The 21,736-nt window shown below is 55.4% G+C and carries 23 protein-coding genes, 1 tRNA gene and 1 pseudogene; 14 read left to right on the forward strand and 11 right to left on the reverse strand.

Annotated elements, in window-relative coordinates; all coding sequences use genetic code 11:
• Window positions 1–9: 9 nt before the first annotated feature.
• From ITX55_RS05335 to ITX55_RS05350, 4 genes are all read right to left on the reverse strand, one after another.
• The gene (locus tag ITX55_RS05335) at window positions 10–705 is read right to left on the reverse strand and encodes a molecular chaperone (protein WP_042785679.1); all 696 of its coding nucleotides are present in this window, start codon (window positions 703–705) and stop codon (window positions 10–12) included.
• A 54-nt stretch (window positions 706–759) separates the two neighbouring features.
• Window positions 760–1,356, reverse strand: a complete 597-nt coding sequence (locus tag ITX55_RS05340; RefSeq protein WP_369795919.1) for a fimbrial protein — start codon at window positions 1,354–1,356, stop codon at window positions 760–762.
• Window positions 1,357–2,176: 820 nt separating this feature from the next.
• Window positions 2,177–2,389 (reverse strand): hypothetical protein, encoded by a 213-nt coding sequence (locus ITX55_RS05345; RefSeq protein ID WP_004928089.1) that lies wholly within the window; start codon window positions 2,387–2,389, stop codon window positions 2,177–2,179.
• A 227-nt stretch (window positions 2,390–2,616) separates the two neighbouring features.
• Window positions 2,617–2,703, reverse strand: a tRNA-OTHER gene (locus ITX55_RS05350).
• A 229-nt stretch (window positions 2,704–2,932) separates the two neighbouring features.
• On the opposite strand from ITX55_RS05350, the gene yccA reads away from it, so the two are divergent.
• Both yccA and tusE read left to right on the forward strand, forming a co-directional pair.
• Window positions 2,933–3,592, forward strand: a complete 660-nt coding sequence (gene yccA / locus ITX55_RS05355) for an FtsH protease modulator YccA (protein ID WP_033642602.1) — start codon at window positions 2,933–2,935, stop codon at window positions 3,590–3,592.
• 110 nt (window positions 3,593–3,702) lie between these two features.
• Window positions 3,703–4,032 (forward strand): sulfurtransferase TusE, encoded by a 330-nt coding sequence (gene tusE / locus ITX55_RS05360; RefSeq protein ID WP_033642601.1) that lies wholly within the window; start codon window positions 3,703–3,705, stop codon window positions 4,030–4,032.
• 34 nt (window positions 4,033–4,066) lie between these two features.
• On the opposite strand, the gene yccX is transcribed toward tusE, so the two are convergent.
• The gene (gene yccX / locus ITX55_RS05365) at window positions 4,067–4,345 is read right to left on the reverse strand and encodes an acylphosphatase (protein WP_042784138.1); all 279 of its coding nucleotides are present in this window, start codon (window positions 4,343–4,345) and stop codon (window positions 4,067–4,069) included.
• Between the two features lie 93 nt (window positions 4,346–4,438).
• Between yccX and rlmI the strand changes: the two genes are divergently transcribed.
• Together rlmI and hspQ are read left to right on the forward strand one after the other, a co-directional pair.
• The gene (rlmI, locus tag ITX55_RS05370) at window positions 4,439–5,629 is read left to right on the forward strand and encodes a 23S rRNA (cytosine(1962)-C(5))-methyltransferase RlmI (RefSeq protein WP_072627929.1); all 1,191 of its coding nucleotides are present in this window, start codon (window positions 4,439–4,441) and stop codon (window positions 5,627–5,629) included.
• Window positions 5,630–5,689: 60 nt separating this feature from the next.
• On the forward strand, window positions 5,690–6,007 hold the full coding sequence (gene hspQ / locus ITX55_RS05375) for a heat shock protein HspQ (RefSeq protein WP_004928104.1): 318 nt from the start codon (window positions 5,690–5,692) through the stop codon (window positions 6,005–6,007).
• Between the two features lie 58 nt (window positions 6,008–6,065).
• On the opposite strand, the gene ITX55_RS05380 is transcribed toward hspQ, so the two are convergent.
• Complete coding sequence (locus ITX55_RS05380) at window positions 6,066–6,479, reverse strand: CoA-binding protein (protein ID WP_033642598.1); 414 nt, start codon at window positions 6,477–6,479, stop codon at window positions 6,066–6,068.
• 256 nt (window positions 6,480–6,735) lie between these two features.
• Here ITX55_RS05380 and ITX55_RS05385 point away from each other — a divergent pair, with 256 nt between their 5' ends.
• Window positions 6,736–7,401: a DUF2057 family protein gene (locus tag ITX55_RS05385; RefSeq protein ID WP_108680409.1), complete on the forward strand. Its 666-nt coding sequence runs from the start codon at window positions 6,736–6,738 to the stop codon at window positions 7,399–7,401.
• Between the two features lie 121 nt (window positions 7,402–7,522).
• The gene (locus ITX55_RS05390) at window positions 7,523–7,981 is read left to right on the forward strand and encodes a methylglyoxal synthase (protein WP_042784134.1); all 459 of its coding nucleotides are present in this window, start codon (window positions 7,523–7,525) and stop codon (window positions 7,979–7,981) included.
• Window positions 7,982–8,014: 33 nt separating this feature from the next.
• On the opposite strand, the gene helD is transcribed toward ITX55_RS05390, so the two are convergent.
• A complete protein-coding gene (gene helD, locus ITX55_RS05395) occupies window positions 8,015–10,069 on the reverse strand; it encodes a DNA helicase IV (protein ID WP_108680408.1) in 2,055 nt (684 codons plus the stop codon).
• 166 nt (window positions 10,070–10,235) lie between these two features.
• Between helD and ITX55_RS05400 the strand changes: the two genes are divergently transcribed.
• Together ITX55_RS05400 and yccS are read left to right on the forward strand one after the other, a co-directional pair.
• A complete protein-coding gene (locus tag ITX55_RS05400) occupies window positions 10,236–10,688 on the forward strand; it encodes a YccF domain-containing protein (RefSeq protein WP_025302313.1) in 453 nt (150 codons plus the stop codon).
• A gap of 26 nt (window positions 10,689–10,714) precedes the next feature.
• A complete protein-coding gene (gene yccS, locus ITX55_RS05405) occupies window positions 10,715–12,850 on the forward strand; it encodes a YccS family putative transporter (RefSeq protein ID WP_042784133.1) in 2,136 nt (711 codons plus the stop codon).
• Window positions 12,851–12,854: 4 nt separating this feature from the next.
• Here the strand turns inward: yccS and ITX55_RS05410 are convergent.
• Window positions 12,855–13,510 (reverse strand): annotated as a pseudogene (locus ITX55_RS05410) (TfoX/Sxy family DNA transformation protein).
• A gap of 243 nt (window positions 13,511–13,753) precedes the next feature.
• On the opposite strand from ITX55_RS05410, the gene sulA reads away from it, so the two are divergent.
• Window positions 13,754–14,260, forward strand: a complete 507-nt coding sequence (gene sulA / locus ITX55_RS05415) for an SOS-induced cell division inhibitor SulA (RefSeq protein WP_033642592.1) — start codon at window positions 13,754–13,756, stop codon at window positions 14,258–14,260.
• Window positions 14,261–14,617: 357 nt separating this feature from the next.
• Window positions 14,618–15,697 carry a porin OmpA gene (gene ompA, locus ITX55_RS05420; RefSeq protein ID WP_046899347.1) on the forward strand — a complete coding sequence of 360 codons (1,080 nt, stop codon included), beginning with the start codon at window positions 14,618–14,620 and terminating at the stop codon, window positions 15,695–15,697.
• 101 nt (window positions 15,698–15,798) lie between these two features.
• Here the strand turns inward: ompA and matP are convergent, their stop codons facing one another.
• On the reverse strand, window positions 15,799–16,257 hold the full coding sequence (matP, locus tag ITX55_RS05425; protein WP_033642591.1) for a macrodomain Ter protein MatP: 459 nt from the start codon (window positions 16,255–16,257) through the stop codon (window positions 15,799–15,801).
• 210 nt (window positions 16,258–16,467) lie between these two features.
• Between matP and ITX55_RS05430 the strand changes: the two genes are divergently transcribed.
• From ITX55_RS05430 to fabF, 4 genes are all read left to right on the forward strand, one after another.
• Entirely contained in the window at window positions 16,468–18,216 is a 1,749-nt protein-coding gene (locus ITX55_RS05430) for a Lon protease family protein (protein WP_182073916.1), read from the forward strand.
• 68 nt (window positions 18,217–18,284) lie between these two features.
• Window positions 18,285–18,803 carry a bifunctional 3-hydroxydecanoyl-ACP dehydratase/trans-2-decenoyl-ACP isomerase gene (gene fabA / locus ITX55_RS05435; protein ID WP_004928144.1) on the forward strand — a complete coding sequence of 173 codons (519 nt, stop codon included), beginning with the start codon at window positions 18,285–18,287 and terminating at the stop codon, window positions 18,801–18,803.
• 466 nt (window positions 18,804–19,269) lie between these two features.
• On the forward strand, window positions 19,270–19,797 hold the full coding sequence (locus ITX55_RS05440) for a helix-turn-helix domain-containing protein (RefSeq protein ID WP_033650691.1): 528 nt from the start codon (window positions 19,270–19,272) through the stop codon (window positions 19,795–19,797).
• Entirely contained in the window at window positions 19,794–21,071 is a 1,278-nt protein-coding gene (fabF, locus tag ITX55_RS05445) for a beta-ketoacyl-ACP synthase II (RefSeq protein WP_182073915.1), read from the forward strand. Before ITX55_RS05440 ends, fabF begins: the two co-directional genes overlap by 4 nt.
• A gap of 64 nt (window positions 21,072–21,135) precedes the next feature.
• Here the strand turns inward: fabF and rmf are convergent, their stop codons facing one another.
• Both rmf and ITX55_RS05455 read right to left on the reverse strand, forming a co-directional pair.
• Window positions 21,136–21,306, reverse strand: a complete 171-nt coding sequence (gene rmf, locus ITX55_RS05450; protein WP_004928150.1) for a ribosome modulation factor — start codon at window positions 21,304–21,306, stop codon at window positions 21,136–21,138.
• Window positions 21,307–21,576: 270 nt separating this feature from the next.
• The coding region (locus ITX55_RS05455) for an ABC-type transport auxiliary lipoprotein family protein (RefSeq protein ID WP_223084872.1) at window positions 21,577–21,736 on the reverse strand (160 nt) is incomplete at its 5' end.

The following is a 21,736-nucleotide window of genomic DNA, read 5'->3' on the forward strand; positions in this document are numbered from 1 at the left end:
TTCTTCACGTTAGCGGGCTGTAATGGCTTTAGATTTATAAGCCCCCAGGTCGTCGATATAGAGCAGGGTGTAGGGAATATTCCGGCTCACGCCAACTTTGGTCGGGGCAAAGAGGCTGGAATATGGCCCGACCATCACTGAATCGACCAACAGATTCTTTTTGCCTTTCTGATCAACATTGGCCAACGTAAAATAGTAAGGGCCTTTGTTGATAACCTTAAATCCCTTCCCCGCCGCCTGGAGTTCAATGAAGTCGGTGATGTTATTGACACTGCCGGTTAACCCTGCCGGGCGATAAAATAGCTTGATGCGTGATTTGATGGCTAATTGCAGCGTATTGACGCCCTGCAAATTCTCCGGCGTAGGCGGGATATCCAGCACATTCAAATAAAATACCGACTCACGATCGCCGGGAAGCGCCGCGTTCATTTTTTGTATGCGTAATTGCTGGCCATTATTTCCGGCAACTTTCACAACCGGCGGGGATAACAAGAACGGCACGGTTGCCGTTTCAGGCGTCGAATTTATATCACCGTCATCAATCCATGCCTGCACCAGTGCCGGATCGTCACCATTGTTGACTAACTGAACGATAACATCCTTGTTTTTTTCCGGATAAATAACGCGCGTTCCATTAATTACAATATTGGCATCGGCGCAAAAGCTGCTGAGAAACAATCCAGCAAAGATTAAGCACTGTTTCATAGTCACCCCAGAAGCCAGGCCTTTGCCTTGGGCGCAGGCCTGGCTTAATTGCAATTACAGGTAAGAAATGGTGTAAGTCACGTTGGAACTCAATTCCCCCACTTTTGCCGCCAATGCATTGGTCTTGTAGTAATAGGCGTCCAGCGTCAGCGTTTCGGCATCCGGCGCCGTTTTATCGCCTTTGATCTTGGTGACATAAGGCACGTTCAACGGAATCGGCGTGGATGAACCCGGCTCAGCCAGAGAAAAACCGACGTTTTTCGCTACGGCGGCGTCGCTTTCATTCACGGAGCTGTTCAGCAGATATTTCCCGTCGGTAGAGATATTATTCGCCGAAGAGAAGTAGATCTTCAGCGGCGTACCGGCCGTTCCCGCCGCCGGCGTGCAGCCGGAGAACGTCAGCGAGAAAGATTTCTTGTTTTTGGTGATGGGGCCGACCACGGTGCCCGCATCAGTCACGGAAATCGGGCTGAGCGCAACGGTAAAATCGGCGCTTTTCCCGCCATTGATGGTACAAGTGGTATCCGTAACGGCACCGCTAAACGAAATAACGCCACCGGCGGAATTATCTGCCGCCGTTGCGCCCACAGATGTTAACGCGGCAGCCAATACCGCCAAAGAGATGCCTTGCTTAATCATAATAAACCCCATTACTTTCTTCGCTGAGAGAGCATATATAAAATGACCTACACCATTAAACCGTTTAGAGGCTAACGAAGCTTAGGCAATAGCAGAGTATTGACAGCATCCTGCCATCTAAAAGTTTATATGCGACGGTATATATTTATATATATCCAAGTGTATTCTAAAAGATATCCGACAATGGGAAAAATCTCATTCACCGCCAGATGCAGGACATATTAATTCCAAAGACAAAAAAATTGCAACATCGAATCAAATAATTTTCATGACAATAAAAAAAATGAATCGAGCAATGACCGGAAGGATGTGTGCCTTAAAAGAGTGAGTACGGCAGGCTGCTTACTGCGCGGGTCAAATGAGGGCCGCCATTTCCTCATAAAAGCGCTTGTGGCATAAAAAACAAAAAGCCATTGATATAAAAAGAAAAAACACACAAAGAAAAATCTTAGATTCCTTAACCCTCCTCATCCCTCCACGTAAGGTTTACTTTTCCCCTACCTTAAAAATTATCCGACCTACCGCTATAGGAGTAGCCCGGAAATGCGATACTCTCTGCACATGAATATTCAGACACACAAGAAACAGCGTGCGAATTTTTCTTTACTCAGTCGATAAGGATGAATTTTTCAGAGAAAAATATATCTTTCCCTATCAATATAAAACCCACCTTTAAAGTATATTAAAAAATATACTGAAAGATAATTCATTTAAATAAATCGCTACAGGGGTCAAACAAGATTGGGGAAAAGGGATGCATCGCGAGTAACGGCGGGAATAAAAAACCCGAGCGCCACAGGCTCGGGTTGATAGCAACACAGACATTCGACGATCAGAGCGGCTTTTCAGTCCGTACGATGCCGTGATTCTTCATCACCTCTTCCATCGTAAGGCTATCGTCATACGGCGTCTCGTCGACCACAACGTCTTTCGGACGCTCATAGGGTTTGGTCGCACGTTTGAACATCCACCACCATACGAACACCAGGAAAGCGCCGGACTTGAGAAAAATCATGGTCCATAGGGCGACTTGATACCAGTTCATCTCTGTCTCCTAAGAGTATTAAGCAAAATCGATAAGGCGGCGTTAATTATCGTGCCGGTCACGCCTGACAGCAGCAGGCATCCGAGCAGCCTGCCTTGATGACCGCATAATCTCACCGATGCGTAGCCCTTATCAATAGCCGTTCGCGTTTCCTGCGGGCGACCGTCAAGTTCTCAGCACGCAAAAGCAAAAAACCCCGCGCTCTAAGAGCGCGGGGTCAGAATGTATGGCGGAGGAGCAGAGATTCGAACTCTGGAACGGTTTCCCGTCGACGTTTTCAAGACCGTTGCCTTCAGCCACTCGGCCACCCCTCCGCAACGACGCGCACTATAAACAGAGCTTATTCGCTTGTAAAGCCCAGGCGCGTTCAACCGCGCGAAAAATCGACGGAATGATGCAAGCCGGCGAACAAACGCGTGGCCGCTCCCCCCGCTGTTGCAACAATGATAACTAAGGGTAAAGATTGGTAAACAAACTTTAATCAAGCGCTTGCGCTGCCTATCATCGGGATTATTTTGTGATGGCCTGATAAGAGAGATCATTATGGACCGCATTGTCGTCTCGTCTTCCTCGCGCGACTCCCTGCTCAGCACGCATAAAGTCCTGCGCAACACCTATTTCCTGTTATCCCTGACGCTGGCTTTCTCGGCGCTGACCGCAACCGCCAGTACCCTGCTGGGCCTGCCTGCGCCGGGCTTGCTGCTGATGCTGGTTGGCTTCTACGGCCTGATGTTCCTGACGCATAAACTGGCCAACAGCCCGGCAGGCATTCTGGCGGCGTTCGCGTTGACCGGTTTCATGGGGTATGCCCTCGGCCCGATCCTCAGCTCGTTCCTGAACGCCGGCGCGGGCGATCTGATCATGCTGGCGCTGGGCGGCACCGCCGCGGTGTTCTTCTGCTGCTCGGCGTATGTGCTGACCACCCGTAAAGACATGTCGTTCCTGTCCGGCATGATGATGGCCGGTTTTGTGGTGCTGCTGGTGGCGGTGATCGCCAACCTGTTCCTGCAGATCCCTGCTCTGCACCTGGCGATCAGCGCGCTGTTCATTCTGTTCTCCGCCGGCGCGATCTTGTGGGAAACCAGCAACATCATTCACGGCGGCGAGACCAACTACATTCGCGCCACCGTCAGCCTGTACGTATCGCTGTACAACATGTTCATCAGCCTGTTGAGCATCCTGGGCTTCGCCCGCAGCAACTGATCGCGTGTTACCCCGCCTTCCAGGCCCCGCTCCGGCGGGGCTTTATTTTTTGCGGCTGAAAAAATTTGCTAAACTGGCGGCCGTTCCGAATTATCCGTTATCGAGGCAGTATGTTGGAGTTTGAAGGTCGGGTTATCGACACTGACGCGCAGGGCTATCTGAAAAACAGCGCCGACTGGCATGAAGGCCTGGCGCCGCTGCTGGCCGCGCAGGAAGAGATCGTGCTCACCGAAGCACACTGGGAAGTGGTGCGCTTTGTGCGCGACTTCTATCAGGAATTCAATACCTCACCGGCTATTCGCATGCTGGTCAAAGCCATGGCGCAGAAATACGGCGAAGAAAAAGGCAACAGCCGCTATCTGTACCGCCTGTTCCCGAAAGGGCCGGCCAAACAGGCCACCAAGATCGCCGGATTGCCCAAACCGGTAAAATGCATCTGACCGCTCCGCCCGCAGCGCCGCTGCAGGCGAGCACTTAATAGCGAATGCCGAACCCGTCGTAGTCGGTCACGCCCTGCGGCTCCACCAGCACGCGTTCGACGCGCGCGCTGCGCGGGCCGCCCTGCTTCAGCCATGCGACCAGCGAGTCCACCTGCGCCTGTGTGCCGCAGGCCACCACCTGAACGCTGCCGTCATCAAGGTTGCGCGCATAGCCCGTCACCCCCAGCGCCTCAGCCTGCCGCTGAGTGGAATAGCGAAACCCTACCCCCTGCACCACGCCATACACATACGCAGCAATGCAAACTTGTGTCATAATCGCCCCCTTAATTCAGTTTTCGTTATGGCATTGCCGTGCCTTTGCACCGCCGTGTCACTCTTTCTATCCTAGCTGGCAGCATTATTAATTATGACCGTACGCCTGTTTCTCGCCAAAGGACGTGAAAAGTCCTTACTCCGTCGTCACCCTTGGGTATTCTCCGGCGCCGTTCAACGCGTCGAGGGCAAAGCGCTCTCCGGTGAAACCATCGATATTCTCGACAGCCAGGGCAAATGGCTGGCTCGCGGCGCCTATTCGCCCGAGTCGCAGATCCGCGCACGCGTCTGGACTTTCCAGCAGGATGAAGAGATTAACATCGATTTCTTCATTCGCCGCCTGCAGCAAGCGCAAAGCTGGCGTGATTGGGTCGCGCAGCGCGACGGCCTGGACGGATACCGCCTGATCGCCGGCGAGTCCGACGGCCTACCGGGCATCACTATCGATCGCTTCCAGAATTTCCTGGTGCTGCAGCTGCTGTCCGCCGGCGCCGAATATCAGCGCCCGGCTCTGCTTTCCGCTCTGCAGCATTGTTACCCGGAATGTTCAATTTACGACCGTTCCGACGTGGCGGTGCGTAAAAAAGAAGGCCTGCCGCTGGCGCAAGGCCCGGTGCTGGGCGATCTGCCGCCGGAGCTGCTGCCGATCACCGAACACGGCATGAAACTGCTGGTGGACATTCAGCAAGGGCACAAGACCGGTTTCTATCTCGATCAGCGCGACAGCCGCCTGGCGGCGCGTAACTACTCTGCCGGCCGCCGGGTGCTGAACTGCTTCTCCTACACCGGCGCCTTCGCCGTTTCCGCTCTGATGGGCGGCTGCGCGCAGGTGATCAGTGTGGATACCTCGCAGGCGGCGCTGGATATCGCCAGACAGAACGTCGAGCTCAACAAGTTGGAGCTGAACAAGGCAGAGTTCGTTCGCGATGACGTGTTCCAACTGCTGCGCAACTACCGCGCCCAGGGCGAGAAATTCGATCTGATCATCATGGATCCGCCGAAGTTCGTCGAGAACAAAAACCAGCTGGCCAGCGCCTGCCGTGGCTACAAAGACATCAACATGCTGGCGCTGCAGCTGCTGAACCCGGGCGGCATTCTGCTCAGCTTCTCTTGCTCCGGGCTGATGCCGACCGATCTGTTCCAGAAAATTTTGGCCGACGCCGCTGTAGATGCCGGACGTGATGTACAATTTATAGAACAGTTCCGCCAGGCTGCCGATCACCCGGTGATCGCCACGTACCCTGAGGGGCTGTATCTGAAAGGCTTCGCTTGTCGGGTGATGTAACTTGAAATGCGCTGCCTTGCCCCCATATATGAGCAAGGCATTGTTTCTCAGGAGGTCATCATGATTGCCAGCAAATTCGGTATCGGACAACAGGTTAGGCATAAACTGCTGGGGTATTTGGGCGTCGTTATCGATATCGACCCTGAATACTCTTTGGAACAACCCAAAGCTGACGAGATAGCGGCGAACGATGAACTGCGTTCCGCTCCTTGGTACCACGTGGTGATGGAAGACGAGGAAGGCCAACCGGTGCATACCTATCTGGCGGAAGCGCAGCTGGATGGCGAGCCCCAGGAAGCGCATCCCGAGCAACCATCGCTGGATGAACTGGCGGAATCCATCCGTCACCAGTTACAGGCGCCACGCTTGCGCAATTGACCGCGCCAAGACCTGAGAAACCCTGAAAGGGCCCGGCATCGCGCCGGGCTCTTTTTATTTAGCGTTCCAGCCCCAAACGCGGGATTTCGATTTTCGGGCAGCGATCCATCACCACCTGCAGCCCGGCCTGTTGCGCCAGCACTGCCGCCTGATCATTAATCACGCCGATCTGCAACCACAGCGCCTTGGCGCCGATCGCTATCGCCTCTTGCGCCACGCCGTAGGCTGCCTCCGAATTGCGAAAAACGTCGACCATATCGACCGGCTGCGGGATGGCGGCCAGCGTGGCATAAACCGGCTGCCCCAACAGCGTCTGCCCCGCCAGTTTTGGGCTCACCGGGATCACCTGATATCCCTGCGACAACAGATAAGCCATCACCCCATAGCTGGGCCGCGACGGGTTATCGCTGGCGCCCACCAGCGCGATGGTTTTCACCTGCTGCAATAACTCAACAATCTCTTGATCTTGCATCTTCAACTCCCGTTTATCACTGCGTCACTCTTCCGTTTCGAGTGTAACCGATCGGCATTCGCGCGGCTAAACGCTACGCGCAGGAAACTTCAGCGTAATCTTATGGTCTGAGGCTGTCGCGGTTCAGCCACGCACAGACGTGTCTAATTACAAATAAATATGTAAAAATGTAAATAAAATACCCAATTGAAAAATTTTGACACAACCTATGCCATGTTCAACACTTAGAGCTACGTCACTTTATAAGGAGATAATGATGAAATTTGGTCTGGTGGTTGCGGCGTTGCTCAGCATCAGCATGCCTGCCGCGGCTACGACCCTGAAACTCTCCCCGGACATCGATCTGCTGGTGGTCGACGGCAAGAAAATGACAGGTTCGTTGTTAAAAGGCGCCGACAGCCTTGAACTGGATGGCGGACAGCACCAGCTGCTGTTTAAAGTGACCAAAACCGTACGTTCCGGCCAGCATACGCAGGCCTATGCGTCCCTGCCGCTGGTTGCCACCTTCAATACGCAAAAGATCAGTCAGGTGGCGATCGAACTGCCGCGCATCGAGAACGATCGTGACGCGCAACGCTTCGATAAAACGCTGAACTATCGGGTGGTGGATAAAGAGGGTAATGCCCTGCCGTTCCAGCATGATGTGCTGCATCCCGACAGCGTCACCTTCAATGCCGATTTGGAAAAGGTGATGACGGATTACAATCGCCAAAGCCGCCCGGCTTCCGTCCCGCTTTTCGTCCAGCCGAACGCAGGCAACACAACAGCCTCCCTGCCGGCCGGCGCACCGGTGAATGCCCCGACGGTGACGCTGAAAGGTGAAAACGTGTCGGAACAGATGCTGCAATACTGGTTCCAACAGGCGGACAAGGAAACCCAGAAGCGCTTCCTGCACTGGGCCAACAAACAACCGGTTCGCTGATCCCTCCCGGCGCCTTAGCCGCGAAGGCGCCTTTTCTTCGCATTTTCAGCTGCAAACGCTAGGCAGTGAAAAACAGTTTCAGTAATCTGTCGCACATCACCGATTAGCGAAGGACACTGAGATGGAATTGACCACCCGCACTATCGCCGAGCGCAAACACATTGCGCTGGTGGCGCACGATCACCGCAAACAGGCCCTGCTGGAGTGGGTTGAAAGCCACAAGACCATTCTGGCGCAGCACCAGTTGTACGCCACCGGCACCACCGGCAACCTGATCCAGCGTGCCAGCGGCATTCCCGTCACCAGCATGCTGAGCGGCCCAATGGGGGGCGATCAGCAAGTCGGCGCACTGATTGCGGAAGGCAAGATAGACATGCTGATCTTCTTCTGGGATCCGCTGAACGCGGTTCCGCACGATCCGGACGTGAAGGCCCTGCTGCGGCTGGCGACCGTCTGGAATATTCCGGTAGCGACCAACCGTTCGACCGCTGATTTTCTGATTGACTCTCCGCTGTTCAAAAGCGAGGTGGAGATCGCCATCCCCGACTATCAGCGTTACCTGCAAGACCGCCTGAAATAGTCCTTTCGGCCTGGCTACCGCCAGGCCAGCTGCTTACGGTTTTTTCTGCACCGGAACGCCAAGCTCACGCAGGTGGTCGACAAACACCGAAGGACGTTCACGATCCTGCAACAGCCATACCTGATGTTTGGCGCGAGTCAACGCGACATACAGCAGACGGCGCTCTTCAGCATCCGGAAAGTCCTCCGGCTGCGGCAGTAACACCTCTTCCAACACCGACTCGCGCGCCACGGCGGGGAAGCCGTCGCGCCCCTCATGCAAACCGGCGATGATGACGTATTCCGCCTGCTGCCCCTTGCTGGCGTGGATGGTCATAAACTCCAGATCCAGCTTTGGCCAGCGGGTGGCCGCTTTCGCCAGCGCTTCCGGTTTCAGATGGTGGTAACGCGCCAGCACCAGGATGCGCTCATCCGGCTTGGCGTAGCCGCTCAGCTTGTCCAGTAGCGGCTCCAACTGCTCGTGCGGCAGGATCGTCACCGACTTTTTATTGCCCTTGCTCAGGCTATTGAGCGGTTTTTTCAGCTGGTGCGGGTTCTGCTGCACGAACCGGTTGGCCACCTCGCCGATACGTTCATTGAAACGATAGGTGGTATCCAGTGCGCACTGCGCGCCTTCGCCGAAGTTCGTGGCGAAGGCCGTGGTTAACGTCAGTTCTGCGCCGCTGAAGCGATAAATCGCCTGCCAGTCATCCCCTACAGCAAACAGGCAGGTCTGCTTGTTCTGTCGGCGCAATGCCGCCAGCAACAGTGCACGCTGCGGTGAGATATCCTGAAACTCGTCGACCAGAATATGTTTCCACGGGCTGACGAAGCGCCCCTTGTCGAGAATGTTGACCGCCTGATGGATAAGGCCGGAGAAGTCCACCGCCCCTTCCTCTTTCAAGGCGCTTTTCCAGGCTTTCAGCAGCGGCACCATCAGCCTGATGCGTTTTGAAAACAGATCGCGGATTTCTTCATCCGCCTGCTCGATCATTTCCGCCTGGCTGCCGCCATGCATGCGCATCAGCCCCAACCAGCGTTCCAACCGGCTTGCCAGGCGATCCGCCAGGCGCTTATCCTGCCAGAAGTCGCCTTCCGGCACTTCCCATTCCAGCTCTTCGGTCAACCATTGACGCCACCCCTTGGCCTGCGCTTTCTTCTCCGCGCACTGTTGGCGCCAATGGGTGATCAGCAGCTCTTTGCGCGCTTTGGCATCGGTTTCCAACCGGCTGATGGCCGGCGCTTTGCGGCTGCCTTGTTGAATGATTTGCAGCGCCAAGGCATGGAAGGTCTTGGCCTGAATGCCGACATCCCCCAAACGTTCTTTGATGCGGTCGTTCATCTCGCCGGCGGCCTGACGGCCGAACGCCAACAGCAAGATTTGACCCGGCTCAGCCTCCTGACGACGCAGCAGCCAGCCGGCGCGCGCCACCAGCACCGACGTTTTGCCGCTGCCGGCGCCGGCCAACACCAGCACGGAATCCTCGCCATTGACCACCGCCCGGCTCTGGGCGTCGTTGAGCGGCGAACTCTCGACGGTCTGGAAGAAATCATGGTGTTGCTCCAGCATGCGCTCGGTCCACTGCCGGTTGCGTTGCTCGATGCTGCGCGCCCCCTGCTGCAACCATTGCAAACACAGATGGTAATCAGCCCGGCAGTTATCGAATTCCTCCAGGCGCGCCACCGGCATCGGTAGCGCGGAGAAAGCCTCGCGAATTTGCTGCTGCAGCTTGCCCAGCTCAGACTTTTTGAACCATTTATCTTGTTGCTCAATGCGCTTAATCTGCGCCACCTGCTGTTGCAACACGCCGGCGCTGACGTCACTCATTTCGGCGCTCCACTGCTGCCACGCCTGCTGCAGAAAGTGATAAAAACGCTGCGTTTCCTGCCATTCGGTGCCGTGCAGCCGCACCACTTTTTCGTCCGGTAATTCAAATTCCAGCTCGCCCCAGACGATGCCACGCTTGCACCTGACCTGAATCAGTTGATTGAAGGGGATCAGATATTCATGTTTTTCCCCGCTCACCTCAACGCCGGCGTGCAGCAACCGCACGCGGTTATAAGGGTGCTGAGCCAGGTGTTTCCCCAGCGATGTCGCTTTAAGTTCCATATCGTCGCGCCATGACTATGTTGAGATTAAATAACGGATATCTGCCAGTTTACCTGCGATAAGCAGTGGCACTCTAGCGCTAAAAAAAGGGTAGAATAGATTTTGCGTTTTTATCGTGAATACGCCCGCATCGCGGTTTGGCTATCATTAGAGCAGAATGACGTCTATGCGTACTGTACTGAATATTCTTAATTTTGTGTTGGGCGGTTTCTTCACCACGCTAGGCTGGCTTATTGCTACGGTGTTCAGCGTGCTGCTTGTCATCACACTGCCGCTTACCCGCTCCTGTTGGGAAATCACTAAGCTGTCGCTGGTGCCGTTCGGCAACGAAGCGATACACGTCGATGAACTGTATCCGGAAAAAAGCAATGCGCTGCTCTCCGCCGGCGGCTCACTGCTCAACATTATCTGGCTGGTGCTGTTCGGCTGGTGGCTGTGTCTGTCACACATCGCCGCCGGTATCGTGCAATGCGTTTCAATCATCGGCATTCCGGTCGGCATCGCCAATTTCAAAATAGCCGCCATCGCGCTGTGGCCGGTGGGACGCCGCGTCGTCTCGGTAGAAATGGCTCAGCAAGCCCGTATTGAGAATGCTCGCCGCCACTATCAACAGCGTTAATTTTTTCTCCGTTTGAGGAGTTTTTCGTGCTCTCTTTTGCACCCGCAGTTCGTCGTTATACTTACAACAGCAACCTGCTGTATCACTTGCGCATCCTCATTGCGCTGATCGGCACCACCGCCGTTCCCTGGTGGCTCGGCATTCCCAAGCTGACTATCCCGTTAACGCTGGGCGTGGTGGCAGCCGCCCTGACTGATTTGGACGACCGCCTGGCCGGCAGATTACGCAATCTGCTGATCACGTTGGTATGCTTCTTTATTGCTTCCGCCTCGATTGAGCTGCTGTTTCCCTACCCTTGGTTGTTCGCGCTTGGCTTAACCACCTCGACCTGCGGTTTTATCCTGCTGGGCGCCTTGGGGCAACGTTACGCCACCATCGCCTTCGGTGCGCTGCTGATCGCGGTTTACACCATGCTCGGCACTTCCATGTACGATGCCTGGTATCAGCAACCGCTGCTGCTGGTGATCGGTGCATTGTGGTACAACCTGCTGACGCTGGCGGGCCACCTGCTGTTCCCGATCCGACCGCTGCAAGAAAACCTGGCGCGCTGTTACGATCAACTGGCCAATTATCTGGACGCCAAAGCCAACCTGTTCGATCCCGACGCCGAACGCGACGCCGATCTGCCATGGATGGACGTCGCAATGGCCAACAGCGCGTTGGTCGCGTTACTCAACCAGACCAAAGCCTCGTTATTGACACGCCTGAAAGGCGATCGCGGCCAGCGCGGCACCCGTCGCACCTTGCACTACTATTTTGTCGCGCAGGATATCCACGAACGCGCCAGTTCTTCTCACGTTCAATACCCTGCGCTCAGCCGGCAATTCCGTCACAGCGACATTTTGTTCCGCTTCCAGCGTTTGCTGAGTATGCAGGCGCGCGCCTGCCGCCAGCTGGCGCAATCTATCCTGCTGCGGCAAAAGTACCAGCACAACCCGCGTTTTGAGCCGGCTTTCAGCCGCATTCAGGAGGCGTTGGCGCGCATCGCCGAAACCCAGGGCAATAGCGAACAGACCAAGGCGCTGGCGCATCTGCTGAAAAACCTGCATGCGATAGATGCGCAGTTGGCCAATATCGAGTCCGAGCAAACGCTGGCGAGCGGACAAGCGGAAGAGAACAGCCTGGCCGACGATCGTTTGACCGGTTGGAGCGACATCCGGCTGCGCATCAGCCGCCATTTAACGCCGCAGTCGGCCCTGTTCCGCCATGCGATCCGCATGTCGGCGGTGCTGTGCGTCGGTTACGCCTTTATCCAGTTCACCGGTATGCAGCACGGTTACTGGATCCTGCTGACCAGCCTGTTCGTCTGCCAACCGAACTACAACGCCACCCGCCGGCGCCTGGCACTGCGCATCATCGGCACTCTGGCAGGTATCCTGATCGGCCTGCCAATCCTCTATTTCGTGCCTTCCGTAGAAGGGCAACTGGTGTTGATCGTCATCACCGGCGTCCTGTTCTTCGCTTTCCGCACCGTGCAATATGCCCACGCGACGATGTTCATCACGCTGCTGGTGTTGCTGTGCTTCAACCTGTTGGGTGAAGGATTCGAAGTGGCCGCCCCGCGCGTTTACGATACCTTGCTGGGCTGCGCCATCGCCTGGGCGGCCGTCAGCTTCATCTGGCCAGACTGGAAGTTCCGCCAACTGCCGGCGGTGGTGGATAAAACGCTGAATGCCAACTGCCGCTATCTGGACGCCATTTTGGTGCAATATCATCAAGGTAAGGATAACGGCCTCGCTTACCGCATCGCACGACGAGATGCCCATAACAGCGATGCGGAACTGGCTTCGGTCATCTCCAACATGTCAGCCGATCCCAAGGCCGACAAAGCGCTGCAGGAAGCCGCCTTCCGCTTGCTCTGTCTGAACCACACGCTCCTGAGCTATATCTCCGCATTGGGGGCGCACCGCGAGCGGCTGAACACCCCGGCCACGCTCGATCTGCTCAATGACGCCGTGTGTTACGTGGACGGCGCCCTGCATCAGGAAGAACGGAACAGCCAGCGCATTGCGCAGGCGTTGGAACAGCTGGCGGAGCGCATCAGCAAAGCCGTTCCGGAACCTGAAAGCAAAGAACAATTGGTCTTGCAGCAGGTGGGATTGGTGCTCGAACTGCTGCCGGAGCTCACCGCGCTGCATGCCCAAATCAATAAGGCAGCCTAACTATTCAGGGCCCGTTCGATGGGCCCTGAATAACCGGCTCATGCCCATGACGGCGCATCGCCATCGTATGATCGAACCAACGCACTAACTCGCTGCGTAATTCGGCCGGCAACGCCGCCTGATGATAACCGGCTATCGCCCCGCCCAACGACAGCAGCACTCGTAGCCCCAAATTAGTCTGCTGTTTCAATAAACGGAGATAGCTGCGTTTGGCGCCATGCAGCCGCAGGTCATAAGCGTTGCGAATGCCCGCTCGCCACAGCAGACGTTCCATATTGACGTCAATATTCGGCAATGCCTTCAGTCGGCCGTGATCGCCAGCCTTAAGCCGCTGCTCCCGGCGCGCTCCCTGACAGCTTGCCAGGCCAGCCCCACCAGCTCGTTGCGTTCCCGCCACAGCGACTCGTCAACCCAGTAATAACGCAAGGTAATGGGCACACCGCGTTTGGAATAGACCATATTGACCATTCCGCGGGCGCGAAAGGCGGGTTCCATGCTTGCCGTAGCTCGCAAATACAGCTCACCCTCCGCTATCACCGCAAACATGACGCCCTCAGCCAGCAGACCGTAACCGCCGAACTGCGACCGAGTCGTGATGGCCCCCAATGCCGCAAAGCAATTTTTAGCCTGCGCGATTCTTCTCGTCGACATCCTTTTCATAGCGTTCCTCCTTTTTAGGTTCTGGCCTTTAGGTTCTGGCCGTATTATTTCTCTCATCAATGAAAAAAGTAACGTGAACAACTAATTAGAAAAATACGCACTATCCGTCCGCCTGCCAATCACAAAAACCGCCGGTACAAAAAATGATCGCAATTATGCGAGCCGCTACGAAAATTTGGGTTGATCTTATCCTAAATCAGGGATACTGTATAAACATACAGTAACACGACGGGCGGGAACTTTATGCGTACTCAATCACTCTACCAACCTCATTTCGGCCATGGCTCTTATACAACGCGCAATGTTGCGAAGAACACGGATGTCGGCAAAGAGAATGGCTTGATCAGTGAACTTGTTTACAACGAACGCCAACCCGCAGTGGCTCAACTGCTGTTGCCCCTGCTGCAGCAACTGGGCAAGCAGTCTCGCTGGCTTCTGTGGCTCACGCCGCAGCAAAAATTAAGCAAACAATGGCTGCAGCAATCCGGCCTGCCGGTGGATAAAGTGGTGCAATTGAGCCAGATCAGCCCGGTGAATACGGTTGAGGCAATGGAAAAAGCGCTGCAAACGGGGAATTACAGCGTGGTTCTCGGCTGGTTGCCCGAGCTAACGGAGGAGGATCGTCTAAAATTAAGACGTGCGGCAGAATTGGGTAACGCATACGGGTTTATCATGCGTCCACAACGTGACATTAGCCCGACTCACGGACAGTGTTCTACCCTAAAAATTCACTCTTCTTTGTATCATTAAGTAAATTTAGGATTTTTCCCATCATTTTCGCACCCCGTAAAGGGAACCTTTGCGGGATAAGGCAAAAAGCTAGTCCAGCCGCGGTTTGGCAAGGGAAAATGCCCTGTTGATCGCCGTTTTTTTGAGCTGAGAATGTTAGCAAATATGTACGATTCTGCGTTTTTTTTTAGAGCCTTATCACATCACACTTGTAACTTTCGCGCCACGTTGTAGACTTTACATCGCCAAGGTTGCTCTATAACGTCAGAAAAACTGGCGAGTAACAAACGAGGGCTTAAACCTTGGCGAAGGAATTTAACCAAGGGCTTAAAACAGCTTTAAAGCTCATTGCCTATTTGGATGATAACGAGGCGCAAAATGAAAAAGACAGCTATCGCATTAGCAGTGGCACTGGCAGGTTTCGCTACCGTAGCGCAAGCCGCTCCAAAAGATAACACCTGGTACACCGGTGCTAAACTGGGTTGGTCCCAGTACCATGACGTTGGCTTCTACGGCAACGGTTACCAGAACGGTATCGGCAACGGCCCAACCCACAAAGATCAGCTGGGTGCAGGCGCGTTCCTGGGCTACCAGGCAAACCAATACCTGGGCTTCGAACTGGGCTATGACTGGCTTGGCCGTATGCCTTACAAAGGCAGCGTGAACAACGGTGCTTTCAAAGCGCAGGGCGTTCAACTGGCCGCTAAACTGAGCTACCCAATTGCTGACGATCTGGACATCTACACTCGTCTGGGTGGTATGGTATGGCGCGCAGACTCCAAAGCTAACTACGGCAACGGCACTCGCCTGAGCGACCACGACACCGGCGTTTCTCCGCTGGCTGCTGTTGGTGTTGAATACGCACTGACCAAAAACTGGGCTACTCGCCTGGACTACCAGTTCGTAAGCAACATCGGTGACGCAGGTACCGTTGGCGCGCGTCCAGACAACACCATGCTGAGCCTGGGCGTTTCTTACCGCTTCGGTCAGGATGACGTAGTTGCTCCAGTTGCTCCAGCTCCAGCTCCGGCTCCAGTTGTTGAAACCAAGCGTTTCACTCTGAAGTCTGACGTGCTGTTCAACTTCAACAAAGCAACTCTGAAGCCACAAGGTCAGCAGGCTCTGGATCAGCTGTACACCCAGCTGAGCTCCATGGATCCTAAAGACGGTTCCGTAGTTGTTCTGGGTTACACCGATGCAGTAGGTTCCGCTCAGTACAACCAGAAACTGTCTGAAAAACGCGCACAAAGCGTTGTTGACTACCTGGTCTCCAAAGGCATCCCGTCAGACAAAATCTCTGCACGTGGCATGGGCAAAGCTGATCCAGTTACTGGCAACACCTGTGGCTACAAAGCTGGTCGCGCTACCAAAGCTCAGATCGAATGCCTGGCACCAGATCGTCGCGTAGAGATCGAAGTTAAAGGTATCAAAGACGTTGTAACTCAGCCTCAGGGCTAAGTTTACTCGCCTAATAAAAAACCCCGCAATGCGGGGTTTTTTTTCGTCCTTTTTTTGTCAGAGCATTCAAGACCTGGTGCAACGAAGGCGCTCTGCCCCGTTTACTTAGGTTCTTTGCCGAGAATCGCCTTCAGGTCTTCTTTCAACGACGACATCTGATTCGCATACTTCTCTTTGCGCTCAGCATCTTCGATAAGCTGCACGACGGTTTCCGACAGCGTCACACCGCGACGACGCGCCAGGGCAGCCAAGCGTTGCCAAACCAAAAACTCCAGATCGATAGATTTTTTACGCGTATGCTGGTGTTCTGCGTTAAAATGACGTTTGCGGCGGGCGCGGATCGTTTGTTTCATCCGGTTATCCAGATCCGGATTCATATGAGCGGCAATCCATGCAAGTACCTTTACCGGCTCATTTTCCAGCTTCAGCAGCTCGTTAACCGCTTCCTGAGCAGCGCTGTTTTCAATGTAGCGGGTAATGAGTTCCCCTTCCCGGTGCTTCTTCACCAGGTACTTCCATTTCCAACCGCTCTCCAGATTTTCCAGTTGCTGATATTTCATCTTGAGCTCTTCAGTGACCGCGTAACTTCAAATAAGCATAACAGCTTTACGCCGAATTTCCCCGGCAATTAAGCCGTCTTTTAGACTGTTTTTTGCACAGTCATCGCGCGATGTCAAACTCCCTGATGCCAACTGGCACTCCACATGTATCAAGCTGCCGTTATTCTTGTATAATCGCCCTTTCCCTTTTTAACGATTGCATCTAACACTTTGACCAATAACCGACTTGAATGGCAATCTTTATTGCCGGACGTAACGCCTTATCAGGCGATATTTGATACCGCCGCTCAGTTGGCACCCGTGCCCTTTTCCGCCATTCAGCCTCGGCTGGAAAATGCCCTGACGCTATTTTGTCACCCCCAATCGCCACCGCGATTCATGCTGTTGAAAGCGCAAGAAACGCGAGAATACCTGGAACTGATCGCTAACGCCGTCAAACCACTGCTGCCGCAAAACACGGCATGCCTCGGCAGCCACTATGTCATTCAGGATGGCAAGGTCAGCGTAGAGCCTGCCAGCCATGGCGATGAACCTTTCGCTGCCGGCGGTGCCTGCGTGTTCGAAGAGTGGATTGAACCGGAGCAGCTGTTTGGTTGCGTGCGGATCCACAATGGCGACATCACTCTGCAGCCCGGCCTGGTGCACCAGGCCAACGGCGGTATTCTGATCCTGTCAGCCCGGGCGCTGCTGGCCCAGCCGTTGCTATGGCTGCGGTTGAAGCAAATGATCGGCCAGCGTCAGTTCCATTGGGTTTCGCCTGACGAAACCCGCCCGCTGCCGGTCGCTATTCCGCCGATGCCGCTGGATCTGCGGCTGATTGTAGTCGGCGACCGCCACGGCCTGGCCGATTTCCACGATATCGAGCCAGAACTGAGTGAACAAGCGGTCTATGGCGAATATGAAGACGATCTGCAACTGACTGAAGTTGATGATATGGCGCAGTGGTGCGGCTACGTCAACGGTGTGATCGCCGAGCGGCAGTTACCGATGTTGGCGGCCGATGCCTGGCTGCCGCTGATCGTTCAGGCGGTGCGTTATAGTGGCGATCAGGGCATCCTGCCACTCTCGCCGGTTTGGCTTGGGCAGCAGTTGTCCGAAGCGGCACTGTATGCCGAAGAAGACCGCATTACGGCCAAAGCGTTTGAAGCGGCATTGAATGCCCGCGAATGGCGTGAAAGCTATCTCGCCGAGCGTATGCAGGATGAGATCGAACTGGGTCAGATCCTGATCGAGACCGAGGGTGAAGTGGTTGGGCAAATCAACGGCCTGTCAGTCCTGGATTATCCCGGCCACCCACGCAGCTTCGGCGAACCGTCGCGCATCAGTTGCGTTGTGCATCTCGGCGACGGCGAATTTACCGACGTCGAACGCAAGGCCGAGCTGGGCGGCAACCTGCACGCTAAAGGCATGATGATCATGCAAGCGTTCGTGATCGCCGAACTGGACCTGGATCAGCAGCTGCCCTTCTCCGCCTCGATCGTCTTTGAACAATCTTACGGTGAAGTGGACGGCGACAGCGCCTCGCTGGCTGAACTGTGCGCCCTGATCAGCGCCCTGTCACAGCAGCCGATCACACAACAGATCGCCGTCACCGGCTCCGTTGACCAATTCGGCAACGTACAGCCGATAGGGGGCGTTAACGAAAAGGTCGAAGGTTTCTTCGAGGTTTGTTTACGCCGCGGCCTGACGGGCAAACAGGGCGTCATACTGCCCGTGACCAACGTGCGCCACCTGTGCCTGCGTCAGGATGTCGTTGACGCAGTGCGCGAGGGGCAATTCCACCTGTGGGCGGTAGAGAGCGCGGCGGAAGCCTTGCCTTTGCTCACCGGTTGCCTCTACTCTGACGAACAACAGCCGAATTTGTTGGCGGCCATTCAGGAACGGATTGCGCAGGTGAGCCTGCAGGAACGCCGCCGTCCATGGCCGCTACGCTGGCTCAACTGGTTCAACCACGGCTGATCGGACTTGTTCAGCGTACACGTGTTAGCTAACCTGCGTCCTTCATTAAAATAAGGCTTACTGAGAACATGGTAGATAAACGCGATTCCTATACGAAAGAAGACCTCGAAGCATCCGGCCGCGGCGAGCTGTTCGGCGCCGGTGGCCCACCGTTGCCGGCGGGTAACATGTTGATGATGGACCGCGTGGTCAAAATGACCGAAGACGGCGGGACTCACAACAAAGGTTATGTGGAAGCGGAGCTGGATATTAATCCGGACCTATGGTTCTTCGGTTGCCACTTTATCGGCGATCCGGTCATGCCGGGCTGCCTGGGCCTGGATGCGATGTGGCAACTGGTCGGTTTCTACCTCGGTTGGCTGGGTGGCGAAGGCAAAGGCCGCGCGCTGGGCGTCGGTGAAGTCAAGTTCACCGGCCAGGTGCTGCCAACCGCGAAGAAGGTAACCTATCGTATTAACTTCAAACGCGTCATCACCCGCAAGCTGATCATGGGCGTCGCCGATGGCGAAGTGCTGGTTGACGGTGAAGTGATCTATACCGCCACCGATCTGAAAGTGGGCCTGTTCAAAGATACCACCGCGTTCTAATCACGCTGACGAGAAGGCGGCCACTGCCTTCTCTCTAACGTTCTTCGCATGCCGTCATGTTCGACGTGATGGCATTTCTTTCTCTTATCTTTTCCCGGCCTTTCAAAGACTCCCGCCCCTCTTTTTAGCCGCCGTTAGCATCATCTTATTATTCAGTTCTCATCAAAGAGGATTAGGGCCGATAGCAAAGATGCGCTATCGGGCGATATGAAATATCGCATCACGCTGGCATTGACGCTGGGTGCTCCTTATTTCATCGCCCGACACCGAAATGTCTTCCCCCACCGCTCTCTGCCCTATGCTTACCCGAAGCGGCCAAAGCAACAGGCAGCCTGAAAGGCGGCCTCCCTCAATACCCGCATCAGTGCGATAGCGGTTTTTTTGCGTCCGGTTATTCTCTTGCCCCTCAAGATCCTCTAACATGACTAGCATAGTAACTACAATTATTGTACTTAGTGAGAAAGGTATGCAAAAAACCCGCTTTAGCGACGCGCCTTGCCCCGTAGCGCGTGCATTGGATCGCGTGGGGGAATGGTGGAGCATCCTGATCCTTCGCGATGCTTTTCAGGGGTTGTCCCGGTTCGACGAATTCCAACAAAGTCTGGGGATGTCACCCACGCTACTGGCGCGTCGCCTGAAGGATTTGGTGGCCCACGGCATTCTGTATAAAGAACGTTATCAAACGCGGCCGGCGCGCTATCACTACCTGCTTACTGAGCGCGGCAACGATTTTCTCCCGGTGTTGGCGGCGCTCTCACAATGGGGCAACAATCATCTGACCGACGGGGACGTCAGCGCCCTGTTGGTCGACGGACGCAACGATCGGCCGATCCAAGTCCAGTTGGTCAATCGTGATACCCAACAGCCGGTGCCGCCGCAGTTCATTACGCTGGCGCCAGGGCCGGCGGCAAGCGACGGCATACATCAACGCGCCGAACTGATGCGGCAGCGGCGCCTCGCCGATTTACCCGAATTTACCAAGGAGCCATCATGAGCAATCGTCGTATCGTCATTACCGGCATGGGCGCCGTTTCACCGCTAGGGTGCGGTGTTGAAGCCATCTGGCAGCGTTTGTTAAGAGGAGAATCCGGCATTCGAGCGTTGCCTGACGAGATCGTTGCAGATTTACCGGTCAAGGTCGGAGGGCAGGTCCCGGCGCTGGCGCAAGATGCTGAAGCGGGCTTCAACCCCGACGCCTCCGTCGCCCCCAAGGACCAAAAGAAAATGGACCGCTTTATCCTGTTTGCTATGGCGGCGGCGGACGAAGCCATTCGTCAGGCCGGCTGGATAGCCGATACGGACGAAAAACAAGAGCGCACAGCCACCGTCATTGCCTCGGGTATTGGCGGTTTCCCGGCGATTGCCCAGGCGGTGCGCACAACCGACAGCCGCGGCGCCAAGCGGCTGTCGCCGTTCACCATCCCCTCATTCCTAGTCAATCTGGCGGCCGGCCACGTTTCAATCAAACACCACTTCAAGGGGCCGATTGGCGCGCCGGTCACCGCCTGTGCCGCCGGCGTGCAAGCCATTGGCGACGCAGTGCGTATGATCCGCAATGATGAAGCCGATATCGCCGTGTGCGGCGGTACCGAAGCCGCGATAGATACCGTCAGCCTGGGCGGGTTCGCCGCCGCGCGCGCCATGTCCACCGCTCCGGCCGAATTGGCGCAACAGGCCTCTCGGCCCTTCGACAGCGCCCGGGACGGATTTGTCATGGGGGAAGGCGCCGGCATGCTGGTCATTGAAACGCTGGAACACGCGCTGGCGCGCGGCGCCACCCCGCTCGCGGAAATCGTCGGCTATGGCACCAGCGCCGACGCCTACCATATGACATCCGGCGCTGAAGACGGTAACGGCGCCTATCGGGCGATGAAAATCGCGTTGAAGCAGGCGAACGTCGTTCCCGAGGAGGTACAGCATTTAAATGCTCACGCGACGTCGACACCCGTAGGGGATTTGGGCGAAATCAACGCCATCAAACACCTGTTTGGCACGGCCGGGACTGTCGCCGTGACCTCAACAAAATCAGCGACCGGGCACCTGCTGGGCGCCGCCGGCGGGCTGGAAACCATCTTTACCGCCTTGGCTCTGCGCGATCAGATAGCCCCTGCCACGCTAAATCTGGATAACCCCGACCCGGCGGCGGCAGGTTTGCATCTGGTCGCGAAACAGGCGGAATCGATGAACATGATCTACGCCTTATCAAACGGCTTCGGCTTTGGCGGCGTGAATGCGAGTATTTTGTTGAAACGCTGGCGGGATGAATAAGCGCCTGAAACAAAAACCTCCGCCAAGGGGCGGAGGTTATTCCTTTTATTTGACAGGGAGCCGCTTAAGCGGTCACAGCCCTGTCTTCCATGGCTTCTCGCCAACCTCCCAGCCATTGAGACCGGGCGTCCACTGATGATTGGTAGGGACAATGTTCCCTGGAACGCCCTAAAATACCTGCCTGATACCCTCTCGAATGCGCCCTTTCCAGACGATCGCGTTTCTGTCTCTTCATGCCTCGTTTCCCTCATTTTGGTCTGGTGGAAAGAAAACAATGGCTGCTTTTTGCGCAGCCACGAGTAATCAATAGCGCTAAAAGAAGAGAAGATCAATGCGCAAAATTCACGCCAATGTCATATTTGTGAGCTACGCCCGAGGAAAATGCTAAGTGGCTGATCTGCAGGGGAAGGGGTTAACCAATTGAAATAAAATAGAAATCCCTGCCAGCGAGAAAAAACGACTTTTCACGCCGACAGGGATTAGACGATTTTAGACCAAATTATGACTAAATGCCGCCCATCTGTGCTGCGATAGCCTGGGCTTCCTGCTGCCACCCCTGCGCCAGAGTGCGCACCAGGGCATCATAGCCGTCTTCACCCTGTTTCAGCTCCAGGTTGAAAGGCCTTTTGATCAAACGCCCCTGGCGGTTCAGCACCCACTCGCCG

Origin of the sequence: Serratia sp. EWG9 (genome assembly GCF_019913725.1) — a bacterium.
In the GTDB taxonomy this organism is placed as follows: domain Bacteria; phylum Pseudomonadota; class Gammaproteobacteria; order Enterobacterales; family Enterobacteriaceae; genus Serratia; species Serratia ureilytica.